Below are 22,617 nucleotides of genomic sequence, written 5' to 3'. Positions count from 1 at the left end.
CTACGTCAACCAGTTGCCCGATCCTCAGGGACGGGCAACTGCTGCCTCCAGGAAACTGCCATGCAACGTCCATTCGTCATCCTTGCCCACGTCGCACATCCAGCCATTCTCGAGGGTTTCTTGCCTGCAGCCCACAAGCGCGGGCTGCCGATCGTGGTGATCACTGACCACGCCCAGGAACACCGGCGCCTGCTCGCCACCTCGCCCATTGCACCGGACCAACTGCACGTTATCGAGTGTGATGTGTTCAATCCGCTGGCTGTGATCGAGACGCTCAACGCCCAGGGTCTTCGCCCGGTTGCCGTGTTCTCCAACAGTGATCACCTGCAAACCGCAACGGCAGTGGTGGCCGAGGCGTTCGAATGCCCGGGCAAGGACTGGCGACTGTGTTATGCGGCGAAGAACAAGGCAGCCATGCGCGAGCGCATGCAGCGACTGGGTTTGCCCGGACCGTGGTTTCAGGTACTGACATCGAACACCCGGGTGCCGAGCGATGCGCCATGGCCAGTGGTCGCCAAGCCTCGTGAAGGCGTCGCCAGCCTGGACGTCAGGCTCTGTCACAACGCGGCCGAACTAAGCGCTTACTGCGAGCAGTTCTGGCAACAGCAACCGGACCGGGCGCTGTTGCTTGAAGCCTACATGGAGGGGCCGCTGTTCACCCTCGAAACCCTGGGCGACGGGCGTCATCTGCAAGCCATTGGCGGCTTCGACGTGACCCTATCTGCGCCGCCGCATTTTGTGGAGCTCGCCGCACGCTGGAACGGCCACCTCAGTTGCGCGCAGCGTTCTGCGGCGCTGGCACAAGTGGCTGCATTCGGGGTCAATTTCGGTGTGTGCCACAGCGAGTTCATTCTGACCGCCCAAGGTCCGGTACTGGTTGAAATCAACTATCGCAGTATCGGGGATGGCCGGGAGTTCCTGCTTGACCGCCTGCTGCCGCAAGGGTGGTTCGATCGTATTGTCGCGGTGCATTTGGGGCACGCCCTGAGCGCTGCGCAACCGGCGCAAGCCCAGGCCACCGTGCATTATCTGGTAGCCGACCGCAGCGGGCGTCTGGACCAGGCCAGCGCCAGTTTCAACGTCGAGCGAGAAGGGCACTGGTGTGATTACCGGGCGTTGCAGCATGCGGGGGATACGGTAACCATCAGCCATTCCAACAAGGACTATGTCGGTGTGCTGCGCCTGATCGCGCCGGATGATGTCAGCCTCGATGCGCAACTGAATTCGACCCTGAATGACCTGAAATGGGTGGTGGCATGAGCCTGCAACCAGAGGTCGCCGATCAGGGCTTCATCACCCGGCGCATCATCGATTGTTGCCTGCGCGAAGACATTCGCGGGGTTGTCAGCCAGGGGCAGGTTGGCCCGCTGCCCGAAGCGTTGATCCCCTGTCTGGATCACCAGCCCGGCGCCCACTGGCTGCGTATCGCCCATTTGGGCGCCGACGAGCTATGGCTGCCCGTTGTCAGGGCCTATCCGTTGCAGGACTGGATCGGTACAGGCGACGCCTGGATCAAGGTTTCGTCGCAACACCCGGTCGAGGTCCAGCGCGGCTATTCGCTCTGGCTGGGGCATCTGAGCCAGGGGCTGGATGAAGAGAGCCTGACGCTGTTCGCGGCGTATCTGAAAGAAGCGGATTGCGCCACTGAACATCGGACCCTGTGCAATCAGGCTTACCTGCGCTTTGCACCCGAGCTAGGTCATGTGATTGCACTCAAGGACTGGTCCCGGCGGCTGCTGAAGATTGACCAGCTGGCGAGCTATCTGGATCACCCGTTCTATCCGACGGCGCGGGCCAAAAGCGGCTTCGACGGGGCTGCGCTCAAAGGCTACGCCCCGGAGTTTGCACCGTGTTTCGAACTCAACTGGCTGGCGATTCCCAACCAGGCACTGACCCTCACCAGCCCGCAACCGCCGCACTGGCCGGACTTCGAGGAGGTCGGCCTGTCACCGACCTTGCACAACAGCCATTCACTGTTGCCGGTTCATCCGCTGACCTGGGCCGAGCTTGAGCACCATGGCTTGCCTGAAGGCACACTCAAGGCTCCACGCACCGCCATGCAGGTGGAGCCCACGCTGTCCGTGCGAACGGTGGTGTGCATCGACCAACCGCAGTGGCACATCAAGCTGCCATTGCTGGTCAGCACCCTAGGGGCGCGCAATTTGCGCCTGATCAAACCGAGCACCCTGTATGACGGCCACTGGTTTCAAACCACCTTGCTGGGCTTGACCGAGCGCGATACGGCGCTTGCATCGCGGTATCTGCACGTTGATGAAAAGCATGGCGGACATGCCGACCAGAGCCGTCATCTGGCCTATATCGTGCGCCGCTACCCCGAGGGGCTGGAAAACACCACGCTCGTGCCTGTCGCTGCGCTGGCCAGTCCGCTACCCGATGGGCGACTGTTTCTCGAACAACTGGTCGAGGGTTTCTACGCAGGTTCATTGCACCACTGGCTCAACGATTATTTCGACCTGCTGCTGCAGGTCCATCTGAGGCTGTGGTTGCACTACGGCATCGCACTGGAGGCCAATCAGCAGAACGCCGTGCTGATTTTCGAAGAAGGTCAGCCATTGCGTCTGTTGATGAAGGACAACGACGCCGCGCGCCTGTGGCCTCTGCGCTTCGCTGCTGCCTGTCCGGATCTCGCCGACCTGCCGACGACGCTGCTGGATGAGCGCATTCGGGTCGACAGCACCCAGCCCTTGGCCGAGATGTTCTGCACCATCACCTTGCAGTTGAACATCGTGGCCATTGTCGAGGCCATTGCGGTCGCGGGGCTGGCCTCCCGGTCCAGCCTGTACGGTGCGTTGCGTCAGCGTCTGACGCACTGTCTGGAGCAGCTCGAAGCAGAAGGCATCAACTGTGACGATGCACGCCTGTGGCTGCTCGACAGCCCTAGGCTGCCGGTCAAATACCTGCTCAGCGCAGGCAGTCTGTTCAGCAAGGCGCATTCCGGTGCCAGTGACATCAACAAGTTCTATGGCTACAGCGCGGCGAACTTCCTGCTGGCGGAGGCGCCATGCAACGCCGTCTGATCATCAGCGTCCTGCTGGGGCATTTCCTGTCGGCGTTTACGGCGCTGGGGATTCCGCTGTACCTGCCGCGCATCCTCGCCGATCTGGCGCCCAACACCCCCGGCTGGGCCATTGGCGTGCTGTTTGTATTGCCGACACTCTGCACCGCACTGGCAGCGCCGATCTGGGGGCGCTGGGCCGACCGCAACGGCTGTCGCCTGTCGTTGCTGCGCGCTCATGCCGGGCTGTTTGCGGGGTTTCTGCTGGCAGGCTTTAGTCCCAACCTGACCGTGTTCGTCCTGGCGTTGATCATCCAGGGCACCTTCGGAGGTGCGATGGCAGCGTCCAACGCCTACCTGTCGACCCAGCTCAAGGGCGGGGACCTGTCCCGAGCCCTGAACTGGACGCAGTACTCCGCACGCCTGGCGATGATCAGTGGTCCGATTTTGCTCGGGCTGATGACCTCCAAAGGTCTGGGGTTGAGCCTTTACAGCTATCTGGCCTGGTTGCCGCTGCTGGCCTTTGTGCTGGTGCTGGCATTGCCCAACGACAAGCCCGGGCGGGCCCTGGACAGCAAAAAAGCCGAGGTGTTGGGCGAGCTGCCGCCCGATATGGCGCGGTTGCTGGCGGTGCAGTTTTTATTCAGCTTCGCGATGGTCGTCACCTTTCCCTACTTCATGCCGTTCGGCGAGCAATTGGGAATTGGCAGCGACACCTTGATCGGCGTGCTCTACAGCCTGCCGCACCTGGTGTACTTGCTGGCCTTGCCCTGGGTGCACAGGCATCAGGGCAACCTGCTGTTGCCGGGGCTGGCGCTGCTGGCAATCAGTAACGCACTGCAGTTCTGGAGTGTGCAGGCCGAGCCTTTATTCGCCCTGCGACTGCTCAGCGGGGCGGGCATGTTGCTCAGTTTTGTCGGGTTGCACCGCTGTCTGAGCCAGCGCAGCCGCCAGGGCAGTGCAGGGCGCCTGTTCGGTTGGTTCGACTCCAGCGGCAAATGGGCCGGAACCGCTGCCGGCGTCACCGCCGCCGTGGTCAGCCAGACCTGCGGCATTGCTTCTCCGTTTCTTGTTGCGTGCCTGGCGGCCATGACGGCCATGGTCCTGGCGCGACCTCTATTGATGACTTCCCGGGAGATTCCGGCATGACGTTCGCTAGCAGCCCCCCATCCCTGAACACCGTATCCCTGCATGATCATGCCCTTGATGGCGAAGCGCAGCGACATGCCATCGAGTGCCTGCTCAATTGCTATTTGCGCGAATACGCATTGCCACGCAATGAAGCCAGCCTGGACTATCAGGCACAGGACTTGCCGATGAGCCTGCGCCAGGGCAATGGCCGTTGCATCAGCATTCGCCTGTCAGGCGGCCGGTTGGTTGTACGCATCGACCGCGCCAGCCTGCTGGGTCGTTGTCACTACACCAGCGCCCCTTATTTCAAAGGCAATAACCAGAGCTGGCGCCCGCTGGACGCCCATGAACTGGCACGCCTGCTGTGTACCCCGCTAAGTGGCGCCGAACGCGTCGGCGAGATGTTGCAGCAAGTCGCCAACAGCCTGCAGATCACCCGTACTTTTCTGCGCCATTCCCGTCCTGCCAATCAAGCGGCCGACAGCCTGCTGGCATCCGAGCAACATCAGCTGTGGGGCCACGCACTGCACCCGACCCCGAAGAGCCGCGAGGGTATTTCCCATGAGGATTTGCTGGCCTGCTCGCCGGAAGTCGGTGCGCGTTTTCAGTTGCACTGGTTCAAGGTCGATCCGGCGCTGATCAGGCATCAGGGCGAAGACCCGCGCAGCACCTTGCGCGAACTGTCGGGGCGCGACGACGCCTATCCATGCCACCCCTGGGAAGTCGCGCGCATTCTCGCCGATCCGCTGGTTCAGCGGGCCCAGCAACAGGGGCTGATTGCCTACCTCGGCGTTCTGGGCCAGTCCATGTACCCGACGTCGTCGGTGCGCACGCTCTATCATCCGCAGCTGCCGTATTTCATGAAATTCTCGATGCACGTGCGGCTGACCAACTGCGTGCGCAAGAACGCCTGGTATGAGCTGGACAGTGCCGTCGCTCTGACCCGGCTGCTCGGCCCTGTCATGAACGAGCTGGCGACGCAGCAACCTGGCTTCAGGCTGATGCCCGAACCCAGTGCCACCAGCCTGGACCTCAGTGCTTTGGGCACCCTTGAACAGGCCCGGGAAGTCACAGAATGCTTCGGCATCGTGTACCGGGAAAACCTTAGCGCCGCTGACCGCGAGCGCTATCAGCCGCAAGTGGCAATGGCCCTGTTCACCTGGGACCAGCAAGGTCGCAGCGTGTGCCGTGAGCAGGTACAGCGCTATGCCGACCGCGCCGGTTTGAGCATGGAGCACGCCACGCTGAACTGGCTGGATGCCTATGCCGCCCGGATGCTCGGCGGCGTGCTGTATTGCCTGTTCCGTCAGGGTGTGGCCCTGGAGCCGCACTTGCAGAACACCGTCATCGGTTTCGCTGAGGACGGGCTGCCAAGTCAGGTGTGGATCCGCGATCTTGAAGGCACCAAGCTGGTCCCGGAAATCTGGCCAGTTGAACGCCTGAGTGCACTGGATGAACGTACCCGCAACTCGGTGTATTACAGCGCGCAAAAGGCCTGGCAACGGGTGGGCTACTGCGCCCTGGTGAATAATCTGGGGGAGGCGGTGTTCCATCTGGCCAATGCCAGTGCTGAGCTGGAGCAACAGTTGTGGGCACGTATCGGCGAGCTGCTGCAGGCGCAATCAGCGTGTCTTGGCCACCCTCGGCAACTGCGTGAGTTGTGCGCCGGGGCGCCATTCCCGAGCAAGGAGAACTTCATGACACGCCTGATGATGCGGGCTGATCGTGAAGCCGGTTACACCCAGTTGCCCAGCCCGCTGGCAATCATTGAAAGGAGTCAATGCGCATGAACCTGCCTGCATCCGTCACCCACTGCATCGAGCAGCTCAAGGCTGAGCACGATGCGCCGTTGTGTGCCTACGTCTACGATCTGCCTGCCCTTGAACGGCACGTAAAGGCCATGCGTCAGGTGCTGCCCCGAAACTGTGAATTGTTCTACGCCGCCAAGGCCAATCCGGAAGCCCGGGTGCTGAAAACCCTTGCGCCCTGGGTCGACGGTTTTGAAGCGGCCTCGGGGGGCGAACTGACGTGGTTACATGAGCAGTGCCCCGACCAGCCGCTGATCTTTGGAGGGCCCGGCAAGCTCGATCGTGAGCTGGATATCGCCCTGCAGTACAGGATATCGGCGTTTCATGTGGAGAGCGTGACTGAGCTGCGCAGCCTGGCACGTATCGCCCGCGAACGTGGCGTGCAGGCCCCGGTGATGCTGAGGTTGAATTTGAAGCTGGCCCAGGCACCCCGCAGCCGCCTGGTCATGGGCGGTAAACCTACGCCGTTCGGTCTGGATGAAGAGGGGCTCGCAACGGCCCTTCAAGTATTGGCTGAAGAGCCGTCCCTGGCGCTCAAGGGGCTGCATTTTCATCTGTTGTCGCACCAGCTGGATGTTGACGCGCACCTGGATTTGATCCGCAGCTATTGCCTGACCTTCCGCCAGTTGTGTACCGATCACAACCTGCAACTGCCGATCCTGAATGTCGGTGGAGGCATGGGCATCAACTATCAGGACCCGGCGCAGTCGTTCGACTGGCCAGGGTTCTGTCAGGGCCTGCAGGGGCTGATCGATGAGTTCGACATGGGTGCCACCCGCATCCGGTTCGAGATCGGCCGCTTTATCAGCGCTGCATGCGGCTACTACGTCATGCAGGTACTGGACATTAAAAGCAGTCACGGCGAATTCTTTGCCATAGGCCGCGGCGGTACCCATCACTTCCGCACGCCTGCGGCTCAAGGCCACGACCATCCGTTCACGGTAGTTCGAGGTGCGCAGCCCGCACAGATCAGCCATCAGAAGGTCACGCTGGTGGGGCAGCTGTGTACACCCAAGGACGTGCTGGCCCGACAGCAGCCAGTGGCGCACCTGGCGATAGGTGACTTGCTGGTGTTCACCCTGGCGGGCGCTTATGCCTGGAACATCTCGCACCAGAACTTCCTGATGCACGAGCCACCCCTGAAGGTGTTTATCGAGGGTTGAAGCAGGGCAGTACGGCTGCGGGAGGGAGCAGGCTCGCCCCCGCAGTCGATGAACATCACAGCACGACGGGCTGCGGTGTCACGTTCGTGACGCTATGGGCGGGCATCATTTCCCAGGCATCACGGGGCTCGTCCAGATCGCGGTTGAGGGTTTCCGGGGTCTTGAAAGTGGTGTAAAGGGTAATCAGTGTCAGTAGCGACAAGTAGCAGGCAATCGGCAGCCAGGCGCCGATACCGGCACTGGCATCGCCATCGTGGCTTGCCACGACCAGGGCTATCAGGCCTGCGCCAATCAGTGGCGCGATGCCTCCGGCGATCACGGCCGAAGCTTCCCTGGCGATCGATACGCCCATATAGCGGTGACGCGAGCCAAACAATTCGGGCATGAGCGCAGCCTGAGTGCCGAACATCCCCCATGTACCGATTCCCAGAGCGATAGAGATGGCAATGATGCTCGCCACCACGTTGCCCTGACTCAGCACCCACCACACCGGAAAGGCCAGTACCAGTTGCAGCATGGCAAAGGCCCGGTAGACCACCACACGACCAAAGCGATCGCTGAGCTTGCCGGCAATCGGCACCGTCAGCGCGCCAAGGCTGGCGGCGCAGATCAATGTCAGCACGCCCACCGGGCCTTGCAGACCCACCACGCCAACGATGTAGCTCACCGCCAGGGCCTGATAAATCGAAGATCCACCGTTCTCTCCCAGGCGCAGGCCAATGCCGAGCAGCAAGGTGGGCCTGGAGTGTTTCATTGCACTTTTAAGCGGGTTCTCACAGACGCGCTTGAGTGCCTTGAGGCGGATAAATGTCGGCGACTCCTTGAGCGACAAGCGCATATACAGGCCCAGGGCAACAATCACCAGGCTGCTGAAAAACGGTATGCGCCACAGTCCGCTCTCCAGCACGTTGTCACTGCTGCTGATCACCATGAAGTACACCAGGGCCGCGAGAATGGTGCCCAGCTGGATGCCCAGGAACGGCAGGGCGGCATAGAAGCCGCGTCTGCCTTCGGGGGCGTACTCGGTCATCATGACGGCTGCGCCTGCCTGTTCGGCACCCGCGCCCAGGCCTTGAAGCAGACGCAGAACCACCAGCAGTACCGGTGCCAGGTAGCCCACTTGTTCAAAAGTGGGCAGGGCGCCGATCAGGGTGCTGGAAACACCCATCAGCAGCACCGTGGACGTAAGCACGAACTTGCGCCCTACGCGGTCTCCGATCATGCCGAACAGAACACCGCCCAGAGGCCGTATTGCAAACCCCAGGAAGTAAGTGCCGAAGCTGGCTATCAGGCTCATGGTGCGGGTCTGTTCAGGAAAGAACAGCGGCCCGAAAATCAGTGCTGCGGCCAGGGTGTAGAGAGCAAAGTCGTAGTATTCAAGAGCACTGCCCAGGGAGCAGGCCCAGGCAGCGCGGTGCAAGTCTTTCTTGTGTGCTTGCGGTTCGGGGACCAGGTCAATGTCAGATGGAGAATGATCATGAGTCATGTTGGTACCTTCTGGTAGGTGCCTTTACGGCATCTTGTTATCGATAGGCAGCAGGGTTGCTTACAATTTCAGTCTCTGTATTTCCTGGAGCATGGCCTGCTCCATGATGTCGATGGGAGCGTCGTGTTCGGTGTACAACTCGATTTGCCGGCAAGCCTGGTGCACGAGCATGCGCGTGCCGCAAATCGTGGTGCAGCCCAGCGCGGCGGCTTGCAGCAGCAGGGCGGTCTGCACGGGCATGAACGCCACGTCCATGACAATCAGGTGGCTGGCCAGCAGGCCGTCCAGCGGGTTGCTGTCCGGTTGCTTGAAACCCACCGACGTTGCGTTGATGACGATGTCGAAGTCACGGGCTGAAAAGGCATCGACGCAGCCGCCCCATTGCGCACCCAAATCCTCGGCCAGTGCCTTGCCGCGCTCGCTGCTGCGGTTAAACACCGTGACCTGCGCGGCAGCTTGCAGGCAGCCGTAAACCACCGCCCGGGCAGCGCCACCGGCACCGATCACGGCAATCCGCTTGTTGTTCAGTTCGCAGACTTCCTGCAGGGCGCGCACAGCGCCCAGGTAGTCGCTGTTGTAGCCGGTGAGAACACCGTCGATGTTATTGATGGTGTTGACCGCACCAATCACCTGGGCGGACTCGTCGATCACATCCAGATGTGCCATGACAGCCGTTTTGTAAGGCATGGACACGTTCATGCCGCGTATGCCCAATGCCCGGATGGCCGCTACGGCGGCCACCGGATCTTCAACGCCAAAGCAGACAAAGGTGTAGTCCAGGCCCAGCGCGGCGTAGGCAGCGTTGTGGATTTTTGCGGAGAGGGAAAACGGCGACCCCATGATCGAACCGCACAGGGTTGGCAGGGATTGGGGCATGGGTGCCTCCTTGAATTGGATTTATGAGTGGGGCAATGCCGCCACTTTCAACCCCTCCCGGCCTTGAGTGCCAATCGTATATGGTGATGCCGTGATCACGGATCGTGATCACCAAAAGAGCGGTGCCGCTGGTGTTGGATGTTGTGTGCCATTAACCCTGCAAGTGCTGGAAGAGTTTTCGTCGTCGCAAGGATGGTGTAGTCGCTGAGGAGCGGAGCGAGGCTGCGAACGGACACCACATAAACCCAGAAAAATACCGGACTCATCAGCTCAAGGCGGCGATCAGACGTTCAAGCTGTTTGCAGGCGCCATCGTCCAGTGGCGATACCGGCAAGCGCGGGTTGCCGACGTCCAGCCCGGTGGTGCGCAAACCGGCCTTGATGGTTGCCGGCAAGCCACCCTTGAGGATGAAATCCAGCAGGGGTAACTGGCGGTAAAACAACGCCCGCGCCTGTATCAGGTCATTGGCCAGAACGGCCGCGTACAGCTCAAGATTGAGTGTTGCAATCAAGTTGGGGGCAGCGGTACACCAGCCCTTTGCGCCTGCGGCAAAGGCTTCCAGTGCCAGAGGATTGCAGCCGTTGTAAAGCGGTACCTGGCCCTCGCCCAACAGTTGCAGGCGGTGCATGCGCTGGATGTCTCCCGTGCTTTCCTTGACCATGGTGACGTTCTCCACGGCGTTGAAGATCCGCAGGATCAGCTCGGGCGACATGTCCGTGCCGCTGGTGGCCGGGTTGTTATAGAGCATGATCGGCAATTCGATGCTGCTGCCGATGGCCTGGTAGTGGGCCAGGATTTCGGCTTCGCTGAGCTTCCAGTAGGACGCAGGCAGCACCATGACCACATCGGCACCCCGGGCCTGGGCAAAACGCGCGCGGCGTATGGCCTTGGCGGTGGTCAAATCGGAAACGCTGACCACGGTCGGGATCCGCTTGGCCACGTGCTGGATGCTGAAGTCGCACACCTGGTCCCATTCAAGGTCACTCAAGTAGGCGCCCTCGCCGGTGCTGCCCAGAGGCGCGATGGCCTGTACGCCGCTGTCGATCAGGCGGTTTATGGATTGCCCCAGGGCATCCAGGTCCAGGTGTTCGCCGTCAGCGGAAAAAGGGGTGATGGTATAGCCGATGATGCCGTGGATATCAGGTGTCGACATGTCAATGTCCTTGAGGGAAGTGGTGGTCAGTTCAGGCAATCGGCATGACGACGAAGGTTCTGGCGCACGTAATAGTTGAAGGCGGCGGTGTGGCGTTTGGGCCTGGCAATCCAGTCATGGGCTTCGCGGCCCAGCTCAGGCTGGATCGGCTTGATTTCACCGGCGGCCATGGCCAGCAATTGCAGCTTGGCGGCACGCTCGATCAACTGCGCAATCACGCAGGCTTCTTCAATGCTGGCGCCGGTCGACAACTGACCGTGGTGGGAAAGCAGCACCGCCCGTTTGTTGCCCAGTGCAGCGGCAATCAGTTCGCCTTCTTCATTGCCCACCGGCACACCCGGCCAGCCTTCAAGAAACTCGCAGTCGTCATACAGCGGGCACAGGTCCATGTGGGAAATCTGCAGCGCAACTTCCAGCATCGACAATGCGCTGACATGGGTAGGGTGGGTGTGAATGATGCAGTTTACGTCCGGGCGGGCCCGGTACACCCAGCTGTGGAAACGGTTGGCCGGGTTGGGCATGCCGTGCCCTTCAAGCACCTCCAGGTCCTCGTTGACCAACAGTAGATTGCCCGCGCTGATTTCGTCGAACCCGAGCCCCAACTGTTGGGTGTAGTAGGTACCGGGTTGCGGGCCGCGAGCCGTAATTTGCCCGGCCAGGCCTGAGTCATGGCCGTTTTCAAACAAGATACGGCAGGTAAGTGCCAGCTTTTGCCGGTCAGTCCACGTATTATCCGCCAGGGTGTGTTGCATCTGCTGCAGTGCTTGCTTGACCAATTGGTCCTTGGGGAGTGTTAGCGTCTTACCCATTAAGGTGTCCTCTGATGCGTTCAATAAGCGTCTAGTGCGCCGTTCACTCATCTCCGGGGAGGGTATGGGTGAATGCAAATGACACGAAAGATCCTATATGACACATTGTGTCATTGGCAAGCATGAGTCGTTTCCTTTTTTGTGAGCTGGCCGTTTTTTATGTCTATCCGATTGAAATTGCTAAGAAAAAAACTGGGGATGAGCCTGGAGGTCTTGGCTGAAAAATCCGGCATGACCAAGAGCTATCTGTCGAAAATCGAGCGCGGGCTTAATACGCCGTCGATTGCGGCGGCCCTGAAGCTGGCCAAAGCGCTGAATGTGAAGGTCGAAGAGTTATTCAGCGAAGAAAGCGTCCAGCTCGACAGCTACAGCCTGGTGCGCAGCGATGAACGTCAATCGTTGGCGGCCAATGACCAGAGCCTGGGTTATGCCGTGCTGGCCCATCAGGTGGGTGAGCGCAGCATGCTGCCGTTCATGATCTACCCGCCGGCCGACTTCATCGACAAGGCCTTCAAGGAGCACGTGGGCGAGGAGTTTTTGTTTGTTCACGAAGGGCAGGTCGAAGTGGACTTCATGAACGAGCGTGTGTTGCTCAATCGCGGGGATGCATTGCATTTCAACGCGCAGAAACCTCACCGCATCCGTTCGGTGGGCGAGCAACAGGCACAACTGCTGGTGGTGGTGCACAGCGCTCAAGAGTGAGGCAGGAGGGAGGGGCCCGAAGCCGTGATGGCGGAGCCCCGGACAATCATTGAACCGGCAGTTTTTCCAGCGCCCCGCGCAACTCGTCAGCGGTAGCAAATTCCTGCTGGGAAACCAGGGTGCCGTTGTCCAGTTGCAGCCACAGCACCTTGTCTTCGGCGCCCGGGTAGTTGGCGGCAATGGTGCCGTCGCGGTCGAGGACCACGCGGTAGTTGTAGTCACGCATGGCCGGAATGGCGATGAACTTGCCGATCAGCGATGGCATGCGCTGAACATCGGCCAGGAACACTACATGGCGTGCTTCCAGATAGCCTTTAGCCTGGTTTTCAAGGGCCGCCTTGAGCAGTTTGGAACCGTCCATGTTGCGCGCCACCAGTAGAACCCGGGTTTTCGTGTCCAGGGTATAGGGCTGGTCGTGTTGGTCCTGCAGGGTCCAGGGCGTCAGCCGCTCGCCGATATTCGCCGCGAAGGCCTGCATGGACAGCGCGCTCAACAGCAGCACAAGTGCAATTCTCACCGTTTGATACCCCTTCAGGTTGTGTAGTCGAAGCGTTGGGGCCCGACATGCATCGGGCATGGCGCGTATGGTATCCCACAGGATCAGGTAAAAGTTCTGAGACGCATTTAGCTACAAATTGCTCTATGGTTAAACACAACCGGCCATAGGAAGTGCACTGATGACTCGTCTTACCGCGAAAGACTTTGCCCCTGAGTTGCTTGAGCTTTATGACTACTACGCCCATGGCAAGATCAACCGTCGCGAGTTTCTGGATCGTGCCGCGCTGTTCACCCTGGGGGGGACGGCGCTTTCCGTGCTCACAGCCCTGAGCCCCAACTACGCGCTCGCCGAACAGGTTTCTTTTACCGACCCGGATATCGTGGCCGAGTACGTCATGTACCCCTCGCCCAAGGGCAACGGCCAGGTTCGCGGCTATCTCGTGCGCCCCGCCAAGGCGCAGGGCAAGTTGCCCGCCGTGGTGGTGGTTCATGAGAATCGCGGGCTCAATCCGTATATCGAAGATGTGGCCAGGCGCTTGGGCAAAGCGGGCTACATCGCCCTCGCGCCCGATGGCCTGACGTCAGTGGGCGGCTATCCCGGCAACGACGCGCAAGGCCTGGCGCTGCAACAAACGGTCGACCCGACCAAGTTGATGAACGACTTTTTTGCCGCGGTGGAATGGCTGATGCAGCACGACGCCAGTACCGGCAAAGTGGGGATTACCGGGTTTTGCTATGGCGGCGGGGTGGCCAATGCGGCTGCAGTGGCCTACCCGGAACTGGGGGCGGCGGTGTCGTTTTACGGACGCCAGCCCGCAGCCGATGAGGTCAGCCGTATCCAGGCACCGCTCATGCTGCAGTACGCCGGGCTGGATACGCGAATCAACGAAGGCTGGCCGGCCTTCGAACAGGCGCTGAAGGCCAACGGCAAACGCTATGAGGCGCATATCTACCCGGGGGTCAATCACGGCTTTCATAACGACTCGACGCCGCGCTACGACGAAGCCGCGGCGACGCTGGCCTGGAACAGGACGCTGGACTGGTTTGGCAAGTACCTGGCGTAAGGGCTCAGCTGTTCTTTTTGCGCAAACTCTTGAGCCGCGTGCTGGCGCGTTGCACGGCGGCCATTTTTTCCGGGCGCTTCATGCTCCGCCACTTGCGGATGTCTTCCTTGGTACGGCCGCAACTCACGCAGAGCTCGCCACTCAACTGGCAAACTGCAATGCACGGGTTTTCAATGTCTTTTGCCACAGATCAGCCACGCCCCGTTTGCTTCTGGGCCAGACGTTTTGGCCAGTTTCCACCACAGCTGCGCTGGCATTCTTCTTCGGAATCGAAAAACACGTGGGCCGATCCATTGCGTACCTTCACCTGGGCATCCGCCAATGCCCGGGCCGTCAGTTCACCCATGAAGCTGGCCTCGCCATCTGCCAGGGCGAAGTCTTTGCTGGCTTGCGTGTCGAATACCCAGACCACTTTCAGGCTGGCCGGGAAGGCCTCGTAGTCGACCACGTGAGTCAGCCAGACAAACCCCGGGATCTGTGTTTTGGCTGTTTCACAGGCCTCGGTCAGGGTGGTGATCAGGCGACGTTCGATCTGTGCCTGGGTGCGCTTGCTTAAAGACATGGGTGAATCCTGTTGATGGGCGGAGCAAAAGCGCGATTATACCTGACACGGGCGCTTGGCCACTGCAACGACTGCCACTTCGCCCAAAGTGCCACCTGAGGTAGAATGACGCGGTTAGTCGGCTGGCCGCAGTGGATCGTCGTGTCCACACCAGTTCCCCGGAAGGAGCTGCGAGCAGGCCGGACATCAAGGAGCCGCAAGTGCTGCACAAAAAATGTTACCCAAGTAGCTGAAGCCAAAACCAACAAGAGATCAGCGCCCAAGGTGCATAAAGTGAGGTCTGTAACGTGCACAGGCCTTATATATCTGCCCGTTCAAGGTTTGAGGGTCGGCTCGATTGCAGGCGACAAGCCTGTGGTGAGTCGAAGAATTTCATGCGCTGCGTGTCGGGTAGATGGCGTTTTATCTTAGGTACTACAACATGTTTAAAAAAGTGAACAAGGGGCTACTGGGCCTGGCGCTGACCATGGGGATTACCTCCGTGCACGCTGCCGAGCCTAAACACGTGGATGTACTGCTGATTGGCGGCGGCATCATGAGCGCTACTCTGGGTGTCTGGCTCAATGAGCTGGAGCCTGGCATGTCCATGGAGATGATCGAGCGTCTCGATGGCGTTGCCCTCGAAAGCTCCAATGGCTGGAACAACGCCGGTACCGGCCACTCTGCCCTGGCCGAGCTGAACTACACGCCAGAAGACAAGAACGGCAACGTTGAAATCCCGAAAGCCATTGAAATCAATGAAGCTTTCCAGGTTTCGCGTCAGTTCTGGTCGTGGCAGGTCAAGAACGGCGTATTGAAAGACCCGCGTTCGTTCATCAACTCCACTCCGCACATGAGCTTTGTGTGGGGCGATGACAACATCAAGTTCCTGAAGAAGCGCTACGAAGCCCTGCAGGCCAGCCCTCTGTTCGCGGGCATGGAATACTCCGAAGACCCGGTGCAGATCAAGAAGTGGGTTCCGCTGATGATGGAAGGGCGTGACCCGGCTCAAAAAGTCGCGGCCACCTGGTCCCCTATCGGTACTGACGTAAACTTCGGCGAAATCACGCGCCAGTTCACGGCTTACCTGCAAACCAAGCCTAACTTCTCGCTCAAACTGTCGAGCGAAGTTGAAGACATCAAGCGCAATGAAGATGGTTCATGGCGTGTGGTGTACAAAAACCTGAAAGACGGCACTAAAACCGAGACTGATGCCAAGTTCGTATTCATCGGCGCAGGCGGCGGTGCACTGCACCTGCTGCAGAAGTCCGGCATTCCTGAAGCCAAGGAATACGCAGGCTTCCCGGTTGGCGGCTCGTTCCTGGTCACCGAAAACCCTACCGTTGCGCAGCAGCACCTGGCCAAGGCCTACGGTAAAGCTTCGGTTGGCGCACCACCGATGTCGGTTCCGCACCTGGACACCCGCGTACTGGATGGCAAGCGCGTAATCCTGTTTGGCCCGTTCGCGACTTTCTCCACCAAGTTCCTGAAGGAAGGCTCGTACTTCGACCTGCTGACCAGCACCACGACCCACAACATCTGGCCAATGACCAAAGTCGGCATCGAACAGTACCCACTGGTTGAGTACCTGGCCGGCCAACTGATGTTGTCTGACGAAGATCGCTTCAATGCGCTGAAAGAGTACTTCCCGAACGCCAAATCTGAAGACTGGCGCCTGTGGCAGGCCGGTCAGCGTGTTCAGATCATCAAGCGTGACGAAGAGAAAGGCGGCGTGCTGAAACTCGGTACCGAGATTGTCAGCGCCAAAGATGGCAGCATCGCAGGTCTGCTGGGCGCATCGCCTGGTGCATCCACCGCGGCGCCAATCATGCTGACCGTGCTCGAAACCGTGTTCAAGGACAAGGTTGCGACACCAGAGTGGCAAGCCAAGCTGCACCAGATCGTGCCGAGCTATGGCACCAAGCTGAACGGTGATCCTGATCGCGTTGCTCAAGAGTGGGCCTACACGGCTGAAGTCCTGCAATTGACTCCGCCGCCGGCGATCCCGGCTGCAACTCACACGGCAACACCTGCTGCCGCGCCGGCCAAGCCTGCGCCAAGCAACCCAGCGGCTGACATGGCGCTGTAAAAAAACGGCCCCACCCGACACTGTTCGGGTGGGGCTGCTTTACCTCGCTACACCCCCCCTCGAACATCCTCCCCACAGCCTCTTACTGCGTGTCGTGCTCTTACTGAGTACCGAACAGGGCCGTCCAGTAAATCCCTGCGTCACTTTTCGGGTCTACTGCATAGGCTGCGCCCAACTCGCGAAACTCCGGGTTCATCACATTGGCGCAATGGCCAGGACTGGCCAGCCAGCCGTCGACCAGCTTGCGCGTGGTGTCTTGTCCGGCCGCGATATTTTCGCCGATCTGCTGGGCGATATAGCCCGCCAGTTCTGCGCGATCGCCCGGGGTTGAACCGTCGCGACCCTTGTGGTCGAAATAATTGTTGTTGGCCATATCCCGCGAGTGGGTCTGGGCTGCGGTTGCCAGGGTGGCGTTCCAGGTCAGTGGCGCGGCGGGGCCAAAGGCCTGCGTGCCGCACTGACGGGGTTGGTTGCGGGCGCTGTTGAGCATCTCCAGGACTTTCTGCCCTTCGGCCTGCCAGTCGCCCAGGCGTGCTGTGAGCAGGGGGCGGGCCAGTACGATGCGCCATTCACGCTGGTCATGGCTGACGCCAATATCGACAAACTGGGGGTCCAGTACCACGCGGCAGAAGCTTTCCTGCACGGCTTTCATGGCGGCCTGCGCATCACGGGGGCCGGAGAGATTGATCGCCTGTACGTTGACCATCGGGTATGCCGCCCGCCCGAGCGCTTCCTGCAAGTCACCAAAGCTGCTGGCGGGCAATACCAGCCGGGTGTCAGCGGACAGCGGCGGCAGCTCTTGCGAGGCTTGCCCCGCACACCGCTGGATCTGGCTGCGATACGCGTTGATCGAGTCGATCAGCTGTGACTCTTCGCTGGCGAGGGCCGAAACGCTGAACGCCAGCCCCAGGGTCAAGGCACCAGCACGGGCCAGGGTAAAGTGAGTACGCATACAGGTTCCCTCTCAACGTAATGCGCCCATGATGCGTTATTTCAGCGGCTTAGTCTTTTGCCTGGGCCACAAAGGCTTTTGCCCTGGCGGTCAGTTGATCAATCTGGCGATCGCGTTTTTTCTCGGCGTCCAGCATTGCCTTCTTGCCGTTGCGTTGCAGCAGGTAGGTGTGAATCTGGCGAACTTCGGTGGAGCTGTAGATCGCTGCGACATCGAGCACGCCCATCAGGCCGTCGGTGCTGTGATCGAGGGTATTCATCAACACTTGTGGGCCACGGGTGCCGATGACTTGCAGGCCCATCGCTGCAAATTCCCCCACCTTGGCCACGCTGCAAGTCAGCTCGGTATGGGGATGGCGCCGCACAACTTCCCCGACCAGTGCCCGGGTGACGCCCAGGTGACGATGGCTGGCCAATTCGGCCATGTAGGCGATGCCGCAGGCTTGCGGATCATCCTTGACGGGCAGATACAGGGCGAAGCCGGTCACTTTTTCCGGGTCTTGAGCGTCAGTCGCCACAATCAGCTCAACCGCAATGCCCCTGGATCCGTCGAGTGCTTGCAGGTAAAGGTGTACTTCAAAGCCAATGGCATATTGGTAAATGCTGTACAGAAGATTGCTGGGCGCGATCTCCATGGCGCTGATGTCGGTGAGGTGGTCGACGACGATCTGCAGAATCTGGCTGTTGATCGGCTCGCTGACCGGAGTATCGAAATGGGTGAGGGTGGTCATGGGCGTCAAGTCTCTGTAGTCGCTGACGAGGAACGAAGGCTGCGAGCTTTTAAAGATCAAAAGCTCGCAGCCTTCGTTCCTCGTCAGCGACTACATGGGCAGTAGGTAGAATTCAGCGCTGGCTCAACCAGAAGTCATGCAGTGCACGCGCCGCCGGTGCAATGGCGGCAACACTGTGCTGATGAGCCGCCACGTCCAGGTCTTCAGGCAGTTCAAAGTTGTCCTGCTCGGCGCACTCGGCAATGGCTTGCAGCAGGCTGGCCTGTGGCAGGGGCAATGCTGGCCAGTTGCAGATGGCAACGGCACGGGTGTAACCGAAGCACCATTCTTCAGCCAGCGTCACGTCTTGCCCCAGGTGCTCGGTCTGCTCGAAACGCGGTGCAAATGCAGCACTGTCTTCAGCCAGTTGCCGTGCCAGGGTGTTGATGTGGCGAACGCTCAGCTCGATGAACTGCTTGGCTTCTTCAGGGGTTTGCCAGGCCGGGTTCTGGCCGCCCCAGATTGCCGGGAACCATTCGGCGATATCCACCCGAGTCGGACTTGAAACCAGAGCCGTGAAGTAGCCGTCCAGTTCTGAAGGGTTGAGCACTGAGTGATCGTCGCCGTATTTGAGCAGCGTGTTTTCGATCACTTCAAAGTCGCTGGCGTTCAGGGGTTGCGATTGCATGTACGGGCTCCTTGGATGGGGCGCTAAAGCGGGCGGTCAATGACTGACCGCCAGTGCGAAGTCAGTCCACTGAAACGATAGACTCAAGCTCGAAGTATTTGAAGCCAGCTTTGGCCAGGGCTTTTTTGGCCTCTTGCTCTGCGTTGAACCGGCTCAAATCCTTGGAGTCGTGCACAAACTTTGTTTCATCACCGTCAAACACCTTGGTCACGCGCATGGTGACGCGAAGAATCGGGCCACTGCGCTTTTTCGGCGCAGGTGACTGAGCCTTTGCAGGTGCCGGGGCTTTCTTCGCAGTGGGGATGGGTTTTGCAGGGACAGGTTCAACTTCAGGTTGAACAGGGGCAGCAGGTAGATCAAGGCCGAGCGCTCTGCGCATGTCGTCCTCGGTGAATCCGGCACTCATTGATAAGACTCTTGTAATATAAAAGACGCGCTTATAGGACAGCGATTCGGGTTATGGCAAGCAAATTTGTTCATAGGCTGAATATTATGGCCTTTTAATAGCTAAAAGTCCTTATCTGAACCGATTCAGGTGTCACGCAGCAAGTCGTGACCATCCAGTAGTTTGTAGGCAATTTCCGGTCGTTTTTCCAGGGCACGGCGGATGGCAGCCGGGATTGCCTGCCGGGTTTTTCGGCACAAGCCCGGTTGTTCTGCAAGGCGGATAGCAATGCCGCGCATGGTGCGAACCTCGGTAAACCCCGGGTCGATCTGCACTTCAATCCCCAGTTGCTCGCGCAGGCGGCGCTGCATGTGCTCCAGGTCACTGAGGCTCTGGATATTCTCCAGCCGCTCCAGCAGAACTTTCTCGGCCTGGCGGGTCAGGTTGAAGATGCGCAGGTCGCTGTCGGGGGTTGCCAACAGCTGTTCCCGCTCGCAGATGCAGGCGCCGGGTGGGCAGGGTGAGCGGGTCGCTGCTGTAGGAGTCATGGGGTTCAGCATAGCTGCGCTACGATTCAAGCGTCCAGACGCAGCGCCATGATCACCGTGTGTTCAGGGCCGTTAAATTCGTCGCGCACTTTGTGAAAACCCAACTGTGCGTAGAACGATTCGGCGGTCAGCGAGGAGGGCACCCTCAGCTCGTCGACCTGGGCGACAAGGGCGGCGTCCATGAGCCGTGCCATCAATTGCTGGCCGATACCGCGCCCCTGATGGCGCGGGCTCACGAAAACGCTGCGCACCACCGCCCGGTCCAGGCTGGCAGTGCCGACCACGTGCTGCTCAACCACGGCCACATACATCTGGCGTTGTTTCATCAACGCCAGGATCGAGTCCGGGCAGAAATTCTGCTCTACCTGGGCGATCACTTCGGGCGGATAGTCCCGGGCGTTGGATTCTTGCAGGGCGCCAATCACCACCTTGCTGATGGCGTGTGCATCGACCGGCATGGCACGACGAATCTGACACTGCATACAGGCTCCTTGTTTTTCCAGGGTCAGGCTGAGGGATCAGGGCCTTCGGCCAGAATCCCCGCATACAGCTGACGATCAATATTGGCCCCGCTCAGAATAAGCGCAACCCGACGACCTTGCTGGCTGGATTGCTCGCTGATCAACCCGGCCAGCGCGGCAGCCCCCGCACCTTCGGCGGTGTTGTGGGTGGTTTCATGGTAGACCCGAATAGCGTGTGAGATCTGCTGGTCGGACACCCGAATGACCCGTGCCGCACCTTTGGCGATAATGGCCAAAGCCTCGGGCTGCGGCTGACGACAGGCCAGGCCGTCGGCGAAGGTGTGGGCCGAGTCTGTGCACACCACGCGGCCTTGCTCAACGCTTTGCGCATAGGCATCGGCATGGGATGACACGACCCCCACGATTTCTGTGTCCAGGCCCAGCAGATCACGGGTCTGGATCAGCCCGCAAATCCCCGAACCCATGCCGATGGGTACATACACCGTGTCCAGTTCCTCGATGGCTTCAAGCAGCTCAAGCGCATAAGTGGCGACCCCGCGAATCAGGTCGTGATGGAAGGCGGGGACCAGATGCCATTGATGGGTTGCGGCCAGTGTGGCGGCTTCGGCCCGCGCTTCATCGAAGTCCTTGCCGCATTCAATGACGGTTGCGCCCAGCGCCCGCATGGCCGCGTTTTTTTCCAGGGAATTACCTTCAGGCACCACGATACGGATTGGCAGCCCCATGCGCCGGGCCGCCAGGGTAAGGCTTTGCCCATGATTACCGCGGGTGGCCGTGACCAGGCCTCTGGTGTTCGGTTCCCGTGCCAGCAAGCCCTGCACATACAACAACCCCCCGCGCACTTTGAACGCGCCGGTGGGCATGTGGTTTTCATGCTTGACCCACACCGTGCAACCCAGGCGCTGAGTCAACAAGGGCCAGGCCAGTTGCGGTGTTGGCGCCAGGGTCTGGTATACGGTTTGTGCTGCAAGGCGAAGGTCGTTCAAGTCAAACATGGCACACCGTCATCGAGGGGTTTGACTCGATTCTAGGCACAACGCATTGTATGGGCCGATCCTTATATTGCATGGCCAACAATAAATGTGGATACCGACGCTCAGCGACACGGACCAGCCGCGCTACCTGGCGCTGGTCGATGCCATCACCCAGGCCATCGCCTGTGGCGAACTGCAACCCGGCGCACGCCTGCCGCCACAGCGGCGACTTGCCTGGGCACTGGGCTGGAATCCCAGCACGACCATGCAGGCCTATCGCGAGGCGGCGCGTCGGCATCTGGTCTCGGGCGAGGTGGGCCGTGGCACCTACGTGCTGGCGAGCAGTCAGGAAGCGACCCTGTTCAGGCTGCAGCACGCCGATGAGCACGCGCAGCGCATCGACCTGCGAACCAACGTGCCCGCCATTGATCACGTGGGTGAGCATGATGGGCAGGCGTTGTCATGGGTGCTCGACAGTCGCCAGGCCATCCGCTTGCAAGGCTACTTGAGTGCGGCGGACTTACTGCTGACGCGGGCTCAGGGCGCGGCCTGGTTCAAGGGACGCGGGATGGAGTTGACCGTGGAAAACATCATGCCGTGTACCGGCGCCCAGCAAGGGCTGTTCACCGTGCTCTTGTCGCTGTGCCAGGCTGGAGAGCCGGTGCTGGTCGAGGCGTTTACCGCTCCGGGGATCAAGGCCGCCTGCGCGCAACTGCGCCTGCCCATGCATGGCGTAGCGCTTGACCAGGAAGGGATCGTGGCGGAGGACTTCGACCGGATGATCCGCGCTACGGGGGCGCGGATTGCCGTACTGACGCCCACCCTGCAAAACCCCACGTCGGCCGTGATGAGCATTGAGCGTAAGCGGATCATTGCCCACGTCGCCCGGCGCCACGGTGTCATGGTGATTGAAGATGACGTGTACGGGGCACTCACTGACAGCCCGCCGTTGTACCGATTCTTGCCCGAACTCACGGTGCTGGTCAGCAGTTTGTCCAAGACTGTTGCGGCGGGCGTGCGCGTGGGGTGGATCGTGGCGAGTCCGCAGTTGCTGGCACGTATTGATCCCTATGCCCAGTCGGCGCACTGGGGAGTATCGCCCCTGTGCATGGCGATTGCTTGCCGATGGATTGGCGACGGCACTGCGCAAACCCGTGTGCAGTGGCAAACCCGGGAAGTTGCCCGACGCTGGCGGCTGGCAAAAAAGATCCTGGGCCCCGGGATGTACCAGACACAGACCCCTTCGCCCCATATCTGGCTGACAGTGGCCGAGGGTCAGAGCCCGCTTGCCGAGGCGTGCCGCGCAGCGGGGGTCGATGTGGTGCCCGCGGATGTATTTGCGGTCAAACCCACCGCGACCAATGCGGTGCGCATCAGCCTGACAGCGGCTGACACTGTCCAGGTTCTGAAAGTGGCGCTGGAGCGGATTGCGGGTAGTTGCTAAGTGGTACTCGCGATCCGTAGCAGCTGACGAGTGGAACGAGGCTGCGTCCGGCTGCGTAGCAGTCGTAAAATCAGCTTGCACGGTTAATCAGGCAAACCG

23 protein-coding genes are annotated in these 22,617 nt (G+C 60.3%); 9 read left to right on the top strand and 14 right to left on the bottom strand.

What is annotated here, in order from left to right; all coding sequences use genetic code 11:
- Positions 1-60 precede the first annotated feature (60 nt).
- Genes VSQ83_RS14375 through VSQ83_RS14355 form a run of 5 tightly spaced genes read left to right on the top strand, consistent with a single transcriptional unit; the run spans position 61 to position 7,118 of the window.
- Positions 61-1,260, top strand: a complete 1,200-nt coding sequence (locus VSQ83_RS14375) for an ATP-grasp domain-containing protein (RefSeq protein WP_219261249.1) — start codon at positions 61-63, stop codon at positions 1,258-1,260.
- On the top strand, positions 1,257-3,038 hold the full coding sequence (locus VSQ83_RS14370) for an IucA/IucC family protein (protein WP_326427082.1): 1,782 nt from the start codon (positions 1,257-1,259) through the stop codon (positions 3,036-3,038). The genes VSQ83_RS14375 and VSQ83_RS14370 overlap by 4 nt, the downstream gene beginning before the upstream one ends.
- Entirely contained in the window at positions 3,023-4,165 is a 1,143-nt protein-coding gene (locus tag VSQ83_RS14365; protein WP_219261251.1) for an MFS transporter, read from the top strand. The genes VSQ83_RS14370 and VSQ83_RS14365 overlap by 16 nt, the downstream gene beginning before the upstream one ends.
- Positions 4,162-5,937 carry an IucA/IucC family protein gene (locus VSQ83_RS14360; protein WP_326427081.1) on the top strand — a complete coding sequence of 592 codons (1,776 nt, stop codon included), beginning with the start codon at positions 4,162-4,164 and terminating at the stop codon, positions 5,935-5,937. Before VSQ83_RS14365 ends, VSQ83_RS14360 begins: the two co-directional genes overlap by 4 nt.
- Entirely contained in the window at positions 5,934-7,118 is a 1,185-nt protein-coding gene (locus VSQ83_RS14355) for a type III PLP-dependent enzyme (protein WP_326427080.1), read from the top strand. Before VSQ83_RS14360 ends, VSQ83_RS14355 begins: the two co-directional genes overlap by 4 nt.
- Positions 7,119-7,173: 55 nt before the next feature.
- Here the strand turns inward: VSQ83_RS14355 and VSQ83_RS14350 are convergent, their stop codons facing one another.
- From VSQ83_RS14350 to VSQ83_RS14335, 4 genes are all read right to left on the bottom strand, one after another.
- Complete coding sequence (locus VSQ83_RS14350) at positions 7,174-8,604, bottom strand: MFS transporter (protein ID WP_326427079.1); 1,431 nt, start codon at positions 8,602-8,604, stop codon at positions 7,174-7,176.
- 60 nt (positions 8,605-8,664) lie between these two features.
- Positions 8,665-9,480 (bottom strand): shikimate dehydrogenase, encoded by an 816-nt coding sequence (gene aroE / locus VSQ83_RS14345; protein ID WP_326427078.1) that lies wholly within the window; start codon positions 9,478-9,480, stop codon positions 8,665-8,667.
- 265 nt (positions 9,481-9,745) lie between these two features.
- Positions 9,746-10,633, bottom strand: a complete 888-nt coding sequence (locus VSQ83_RS14340) for a dihydrodipicolinate synthase family protein (RefSeq protein ID WP_326427077.1) — start codon at positions 10,631-10,633, stop codon at positions 9,746-9,748.
- Between the two features lie 26 nt (positions 10,634-10,659).
- On the bottom strand, positions 10,660-11,442 hold the full coding sequence (locus VSQ83_RS14335; protein WP_326427076.1) for an aldolase: 783 nt from the start codon (positions 11,440-11,442) through the stop codon (positions 10,660-10,662).
- 159 nt (positions 11,443-11,601) lie between these two features.
- On the opposite strand from VSQ83_RS14335, the gene VSQ83_RS14330 reads away from it, so the two are divergent.
- The gene (locus tag VSQ83_RS14330) at positions 11,602-12,144 is read left to right on the top strand and encodes a helix-turn-helix domain-containing protein (RefSeq protein ID WP_219261258.1); all 543 of its coding nucleotides are present in this window, start codon (positions 11,602-11,604) and stop codon (positions 12,142-12,144) included.
- A 46-nt stretch (positions 12,145-12,190) separates the two neighbouring features.
- On the opposite strand, the gene VSQ83_RS14325 is transcribed toward VSQ83_RS14330, so the two are convergent.
- The gene (locus VSQ83_RS14325) at positions 12,191-12,661 is read right to left on the bottom strand and encodes an FAD/FMN-containing dehydrogenase (protein ID WP_326427075.1); all 471 of its coding nucleotides are present in this window, start codon (positions 12,659-12,661) and stop codon (positions 12,191-12,193) included.
- A gap of 160 nt (positions 12,662-12,821) precedes the next feature.
- On the opposite strand from VSQ83_RS14325, the gene yghX reads away from it, so the two are divergent.
- On the top strand, positions 12,822-13,706 hold the full coding sequence (gene yghX / locus VSQ83_RS14320; protein ID WP_219261260.1) for a YghX family hydrolase: 885 nt from the start codon (positions 12,822-12,824) through the stop codon (positions 13,704-13,706).
- Between the two features lie 4 nt (positions 13,707-13,710).
- On the opposite strand, the gene VSQ83_RS14315 is transcribed toward yghX, so the two are convergent.
- Positions 13,711-13,893, bottom strand: coding sequence for a DUF1289 domain-containing protein (locus VSQ83_RS14315; RefSeq protein WP_048361010.1), 183 nt, complete (start codon positions 13,891-13,893; stop codon positions 13,711-13,713).
- 3 nt (positions 13,894-13,896) lie between these two features.
- Positions 13,897-14,268, bottom strand: a complete 372-nt coding sequence (locus VSQ83_RS14310; protein ID WP_133077635.1) for a hypothetical protein — start codon at positions 14,266-14,268, stop codon at positions 13,897-13,899.
- 421 nt (positions 14,269-14,689) lie between these two features.
- Between VSQ83_RS14310 and mqo the strand changes: the two genes are divergently transcribed.
- Positions 14,690-16,336: a malate dehydrogenase (quinone) gene (gene mqo / locus VSQ83_RS14305; RefSeq protein WP_133077636.1), complete on the top strand. Its 1,647-nt coding sequence runs from the start codon at positions 14,690-14,692 to the stop codon at positions 16,334-16,336.
- A 100-nt stretch (positions 16,337-16,436) separates the two neighbouring features.
- Here mqo and VSQ83_RS14300 read toward each other — a convergent pair whose 3' ends face one another.
- The 7 genes from VSQ83_RS14300 to VSQ83_RS14270 form a co-directional block, all read right to left on the bottom strand.
- A complete protein-coding gene (locus tag VSQ83_RS14300; RefSeq protein ID WP_219261261.1) occupies positions 16,437-17,288 on the bottom strand; it encodes a CAP domain-containing protein in 852 nt (283 codons plus the stop codon).
- Positions 17,289-17,337: 49 nt separating this feature from the next.
- Positions 17,338-18,018, bottom strand: a complete 681-nt coding sequence (locus VSQ83_RS14295) for a GNAT family N-acetyltransferase (protein WP_133077638.1) — start codon at positions 18,016-18,018, stop codon at positions 17,338-17,340.
- 112 nt (positions 18,019-18,130) lie between these two features.
- Positions 18,131-18,685, bottom strand: a complete 555-nt coding sequence (locus VSQ83_RS14290; protein ID WP_219263166.1) for a UPF0149 family protein — start codon at positions 18,683-18,685, stop codon at positions 18,131-18,133.
- Between the two features lie 61 nt (positions 18,686-18,746).
- On the bottom strand, positions 18,747-19,091 hold the full coding sequence (locus VSQ83_RS14285; protein WP_219263168.1) for a hypothetical protein: 345 nt from the start codon (positions 19,089-19,091) through the stop codon (positions 18,747-18,749).
- 125 nt (positions 19,092-19,216) lie between these two features.
- Positions 19,217-19,618 carry a hypothetical protein gene (locus VSQ83_RS14280; protein ID WP_133077641.1) on the bottom strand — a complete coding sequence of 134 codons (402 nt, stop codon included), beginning with the start codon at positions 19,616-19,618 and terminating at the stop codon, positions 19,217-19,219.
- 26 nt (positions 19,619-19,644) lie between these two features.
- A complete protein-coding gene (locus VSQ83_RS14275) occupies positions 19,645-20,100 on the bottom strand; it encodes a GNAT family N-acetyltransferase (protein WP_219263169.1) in 456 nt (151 codons plus the stop codon).
- 23 nt (positions 20,101-20,123) lie between these two features.
- Complete coding sequence (locus VSQ83_RS14270; RefSeq protein WP_133077643.1) at positions 20,124-21,095, bottom strand: threonine dehydratase; 972 nt, start codon at positions 21,093-21,095, stop codon at positions 20,124-20,126.
- Positions 21,096-21,180: 85 nt separating this feature from the next.
- On the opposite strand from VSQ83_RS14270, the gene VSQ83_RS14265 reads away from it, so the two are divergent.
- Positions 21,181-22,518 carry an aminotransferase-like domain-containing protein gene (locus tag VSQ83_RS14265; protein WP_326427074.1) on the top strand — a complete coding sequence of 446 codons (1,338 nt, stop codon included), beginning with the start codon at positions 21,181-21,183 and terminating at the stop codon, positions 22,516-22,518.
- Positions 22,519-22,617 lie beyond the last annotated feature (99 nt).

This window comes from Pseudomonas sp. DSV-1, from assembly GCF_035830915.1.
Classification (GTDB): domain Bacteria; phylum Pseudomonadota; class Gammaproteobacteria; order Pseudomonadales; family Pseudomonadaceae; genus Aquipseudomonas.
Note: the sequence above shows the minus strand (reverse complement) of the source record. Positions and strands in the feature narration are given on the sequence as shown.

Coding starts and splice junctions, on each gene's coding strand:
- VSQ83_RS14375 (WP_219261249.1), top strand. CDS start 61: ATGCAACGTCCATTCGTCATCCTTGCCCACGTCGCACATCCAGCCATT.
- VSQ83_RS14370 (WP_326427082.1), top strand. CDS start 1,257: ATGAGCCTGCAACCAGAGGTCGCCGATCAGGGCTTCATCACCCGGCGC.
- VSQ83_RS14365 (WP_219261251.1), top strand. CDS start 3,023: ATGCAACGCCGTCTGATCATCAGCGTCCTGCTGGGGCATTTCCTGTCG.
- VSQ83_RS14360 (WP_326427081.1), top strand. CDS start 4,162: ATGACGTTCGCTAGCAGCCCCCCATCCCTGAACACCGTATCCCTGCAT.
- VSQ83_RS14355 (WP_326427080.1), top strand. CDS start 5,934: ATGAACCTGCCTGCATCCGTCACCCACTGCATCGAGCAGCTCAAGGCT.
- VSQ83_RS14350 (WP_326427079.1), bottom strand. CDS start 8,604: ATGACTCATGATCATTCTCCATCTGACATTGACCTGGTCCCCGAACCG.
- aroE (WP_326427078.1), bottom strand. CDS start 9,480: ATGCCCCAATCCCTGCCAACCCTGTGCGGTTCGATCATGGGGTCGCCG.
- VSQ83_RS14340 (WP_326427077.1), bottom strand. CDS start 10,633: ATGTCGACACCTGATATCCACGGCATCATCGGCTATACCATCACCCCT.
- VSQ83_RS14335 (WP_326427076.1), bottom strand. CDS start 11,442: ATGGGTAAGACGCTAACACTCCCCAAGGACCAATTGGTCAAGCAAGCA.
- VSQ83_RS14330 (WP_219261258.1), top strand. CDS start 11,602: ATGTCTATCCGATTGAAATTGCTAAGAAAAAAACTGGGGATGAGCCTG.
- yghX (WP_219261260.1), top strand. CDS start 12,822: ATGACTCGTCTTACCGCGAAAGACTTTGCCCCTGAGTTGCTTGAGCTT.
- VSQ83_RS14310 (WP_133077635.1), bottom strand. CDS start 14,268: ATGTCTTTAAGCAAGCGCACCCAGGCACAGATCGAACGTCGCCTGATC.
- mqo (WP_133077636.1), top strand. CDS start 14,690: ATGTTTAAAAAAGTGAACAAGGGGCTACTGGGCCTGGCGCTGACCATG.
- VSQ83_RS14300 (WP_219261261.1), bottom strand. CDS start 17,288: ATGCGTACTCACTTTACCCTGGCCCGTGCTGGTGCCTTGACCCTGGGG.
- VSQ83_RS14295 (WP_133077638.1), bottom strand. CDS start 18,018: ATGACCACCCTCACCCATTTCGATACTCCGGTCAGCGAGCCGATCAAC.
- VSQ83_RS14290 (WP_219263166.1), bottom strand. CDS start 18,685: ATGCAATCGCAACCCCTGAACGCCAGCGACTTTGAAGTGATCGAAAAC.
- VSQ83_RS14285 (WP_219263168.1), bottom strand. CDS start 19,091: ATGAGTGCCGGATTCACCGAGGACGACATGCGCAGAGCGCTCGGCCTT.
- VSQ83_RS14280 (WP_133077641.1), bottom strand. CDS start 19,618: ATGACTCCTACAGCAGCGACCCGCTCACCCTGCCCACCCGGCGCCTGC.
- VSQ83_RS14275 (WP_219263169.1), bottom strand. CDS start 20,100: ATGCAGTGTCAGATTCGTCGTGCCATGCCGGTCGATGCACACGCCATC.
- VSQ83_RS14270 (WP_133077643.1), bottom strand. CDS start 21,095: ATGTTTGACTTGAACGACCTTCGCCTTGCAGCACAAACCGTATACCAG.
- VSQ83_RS14265 (WP_326427074.1), top strand. CDS start 21,181: ATGTGGATACCGACGCTCAGCGACACGGACCAGCCGCGCTACCTGGCG.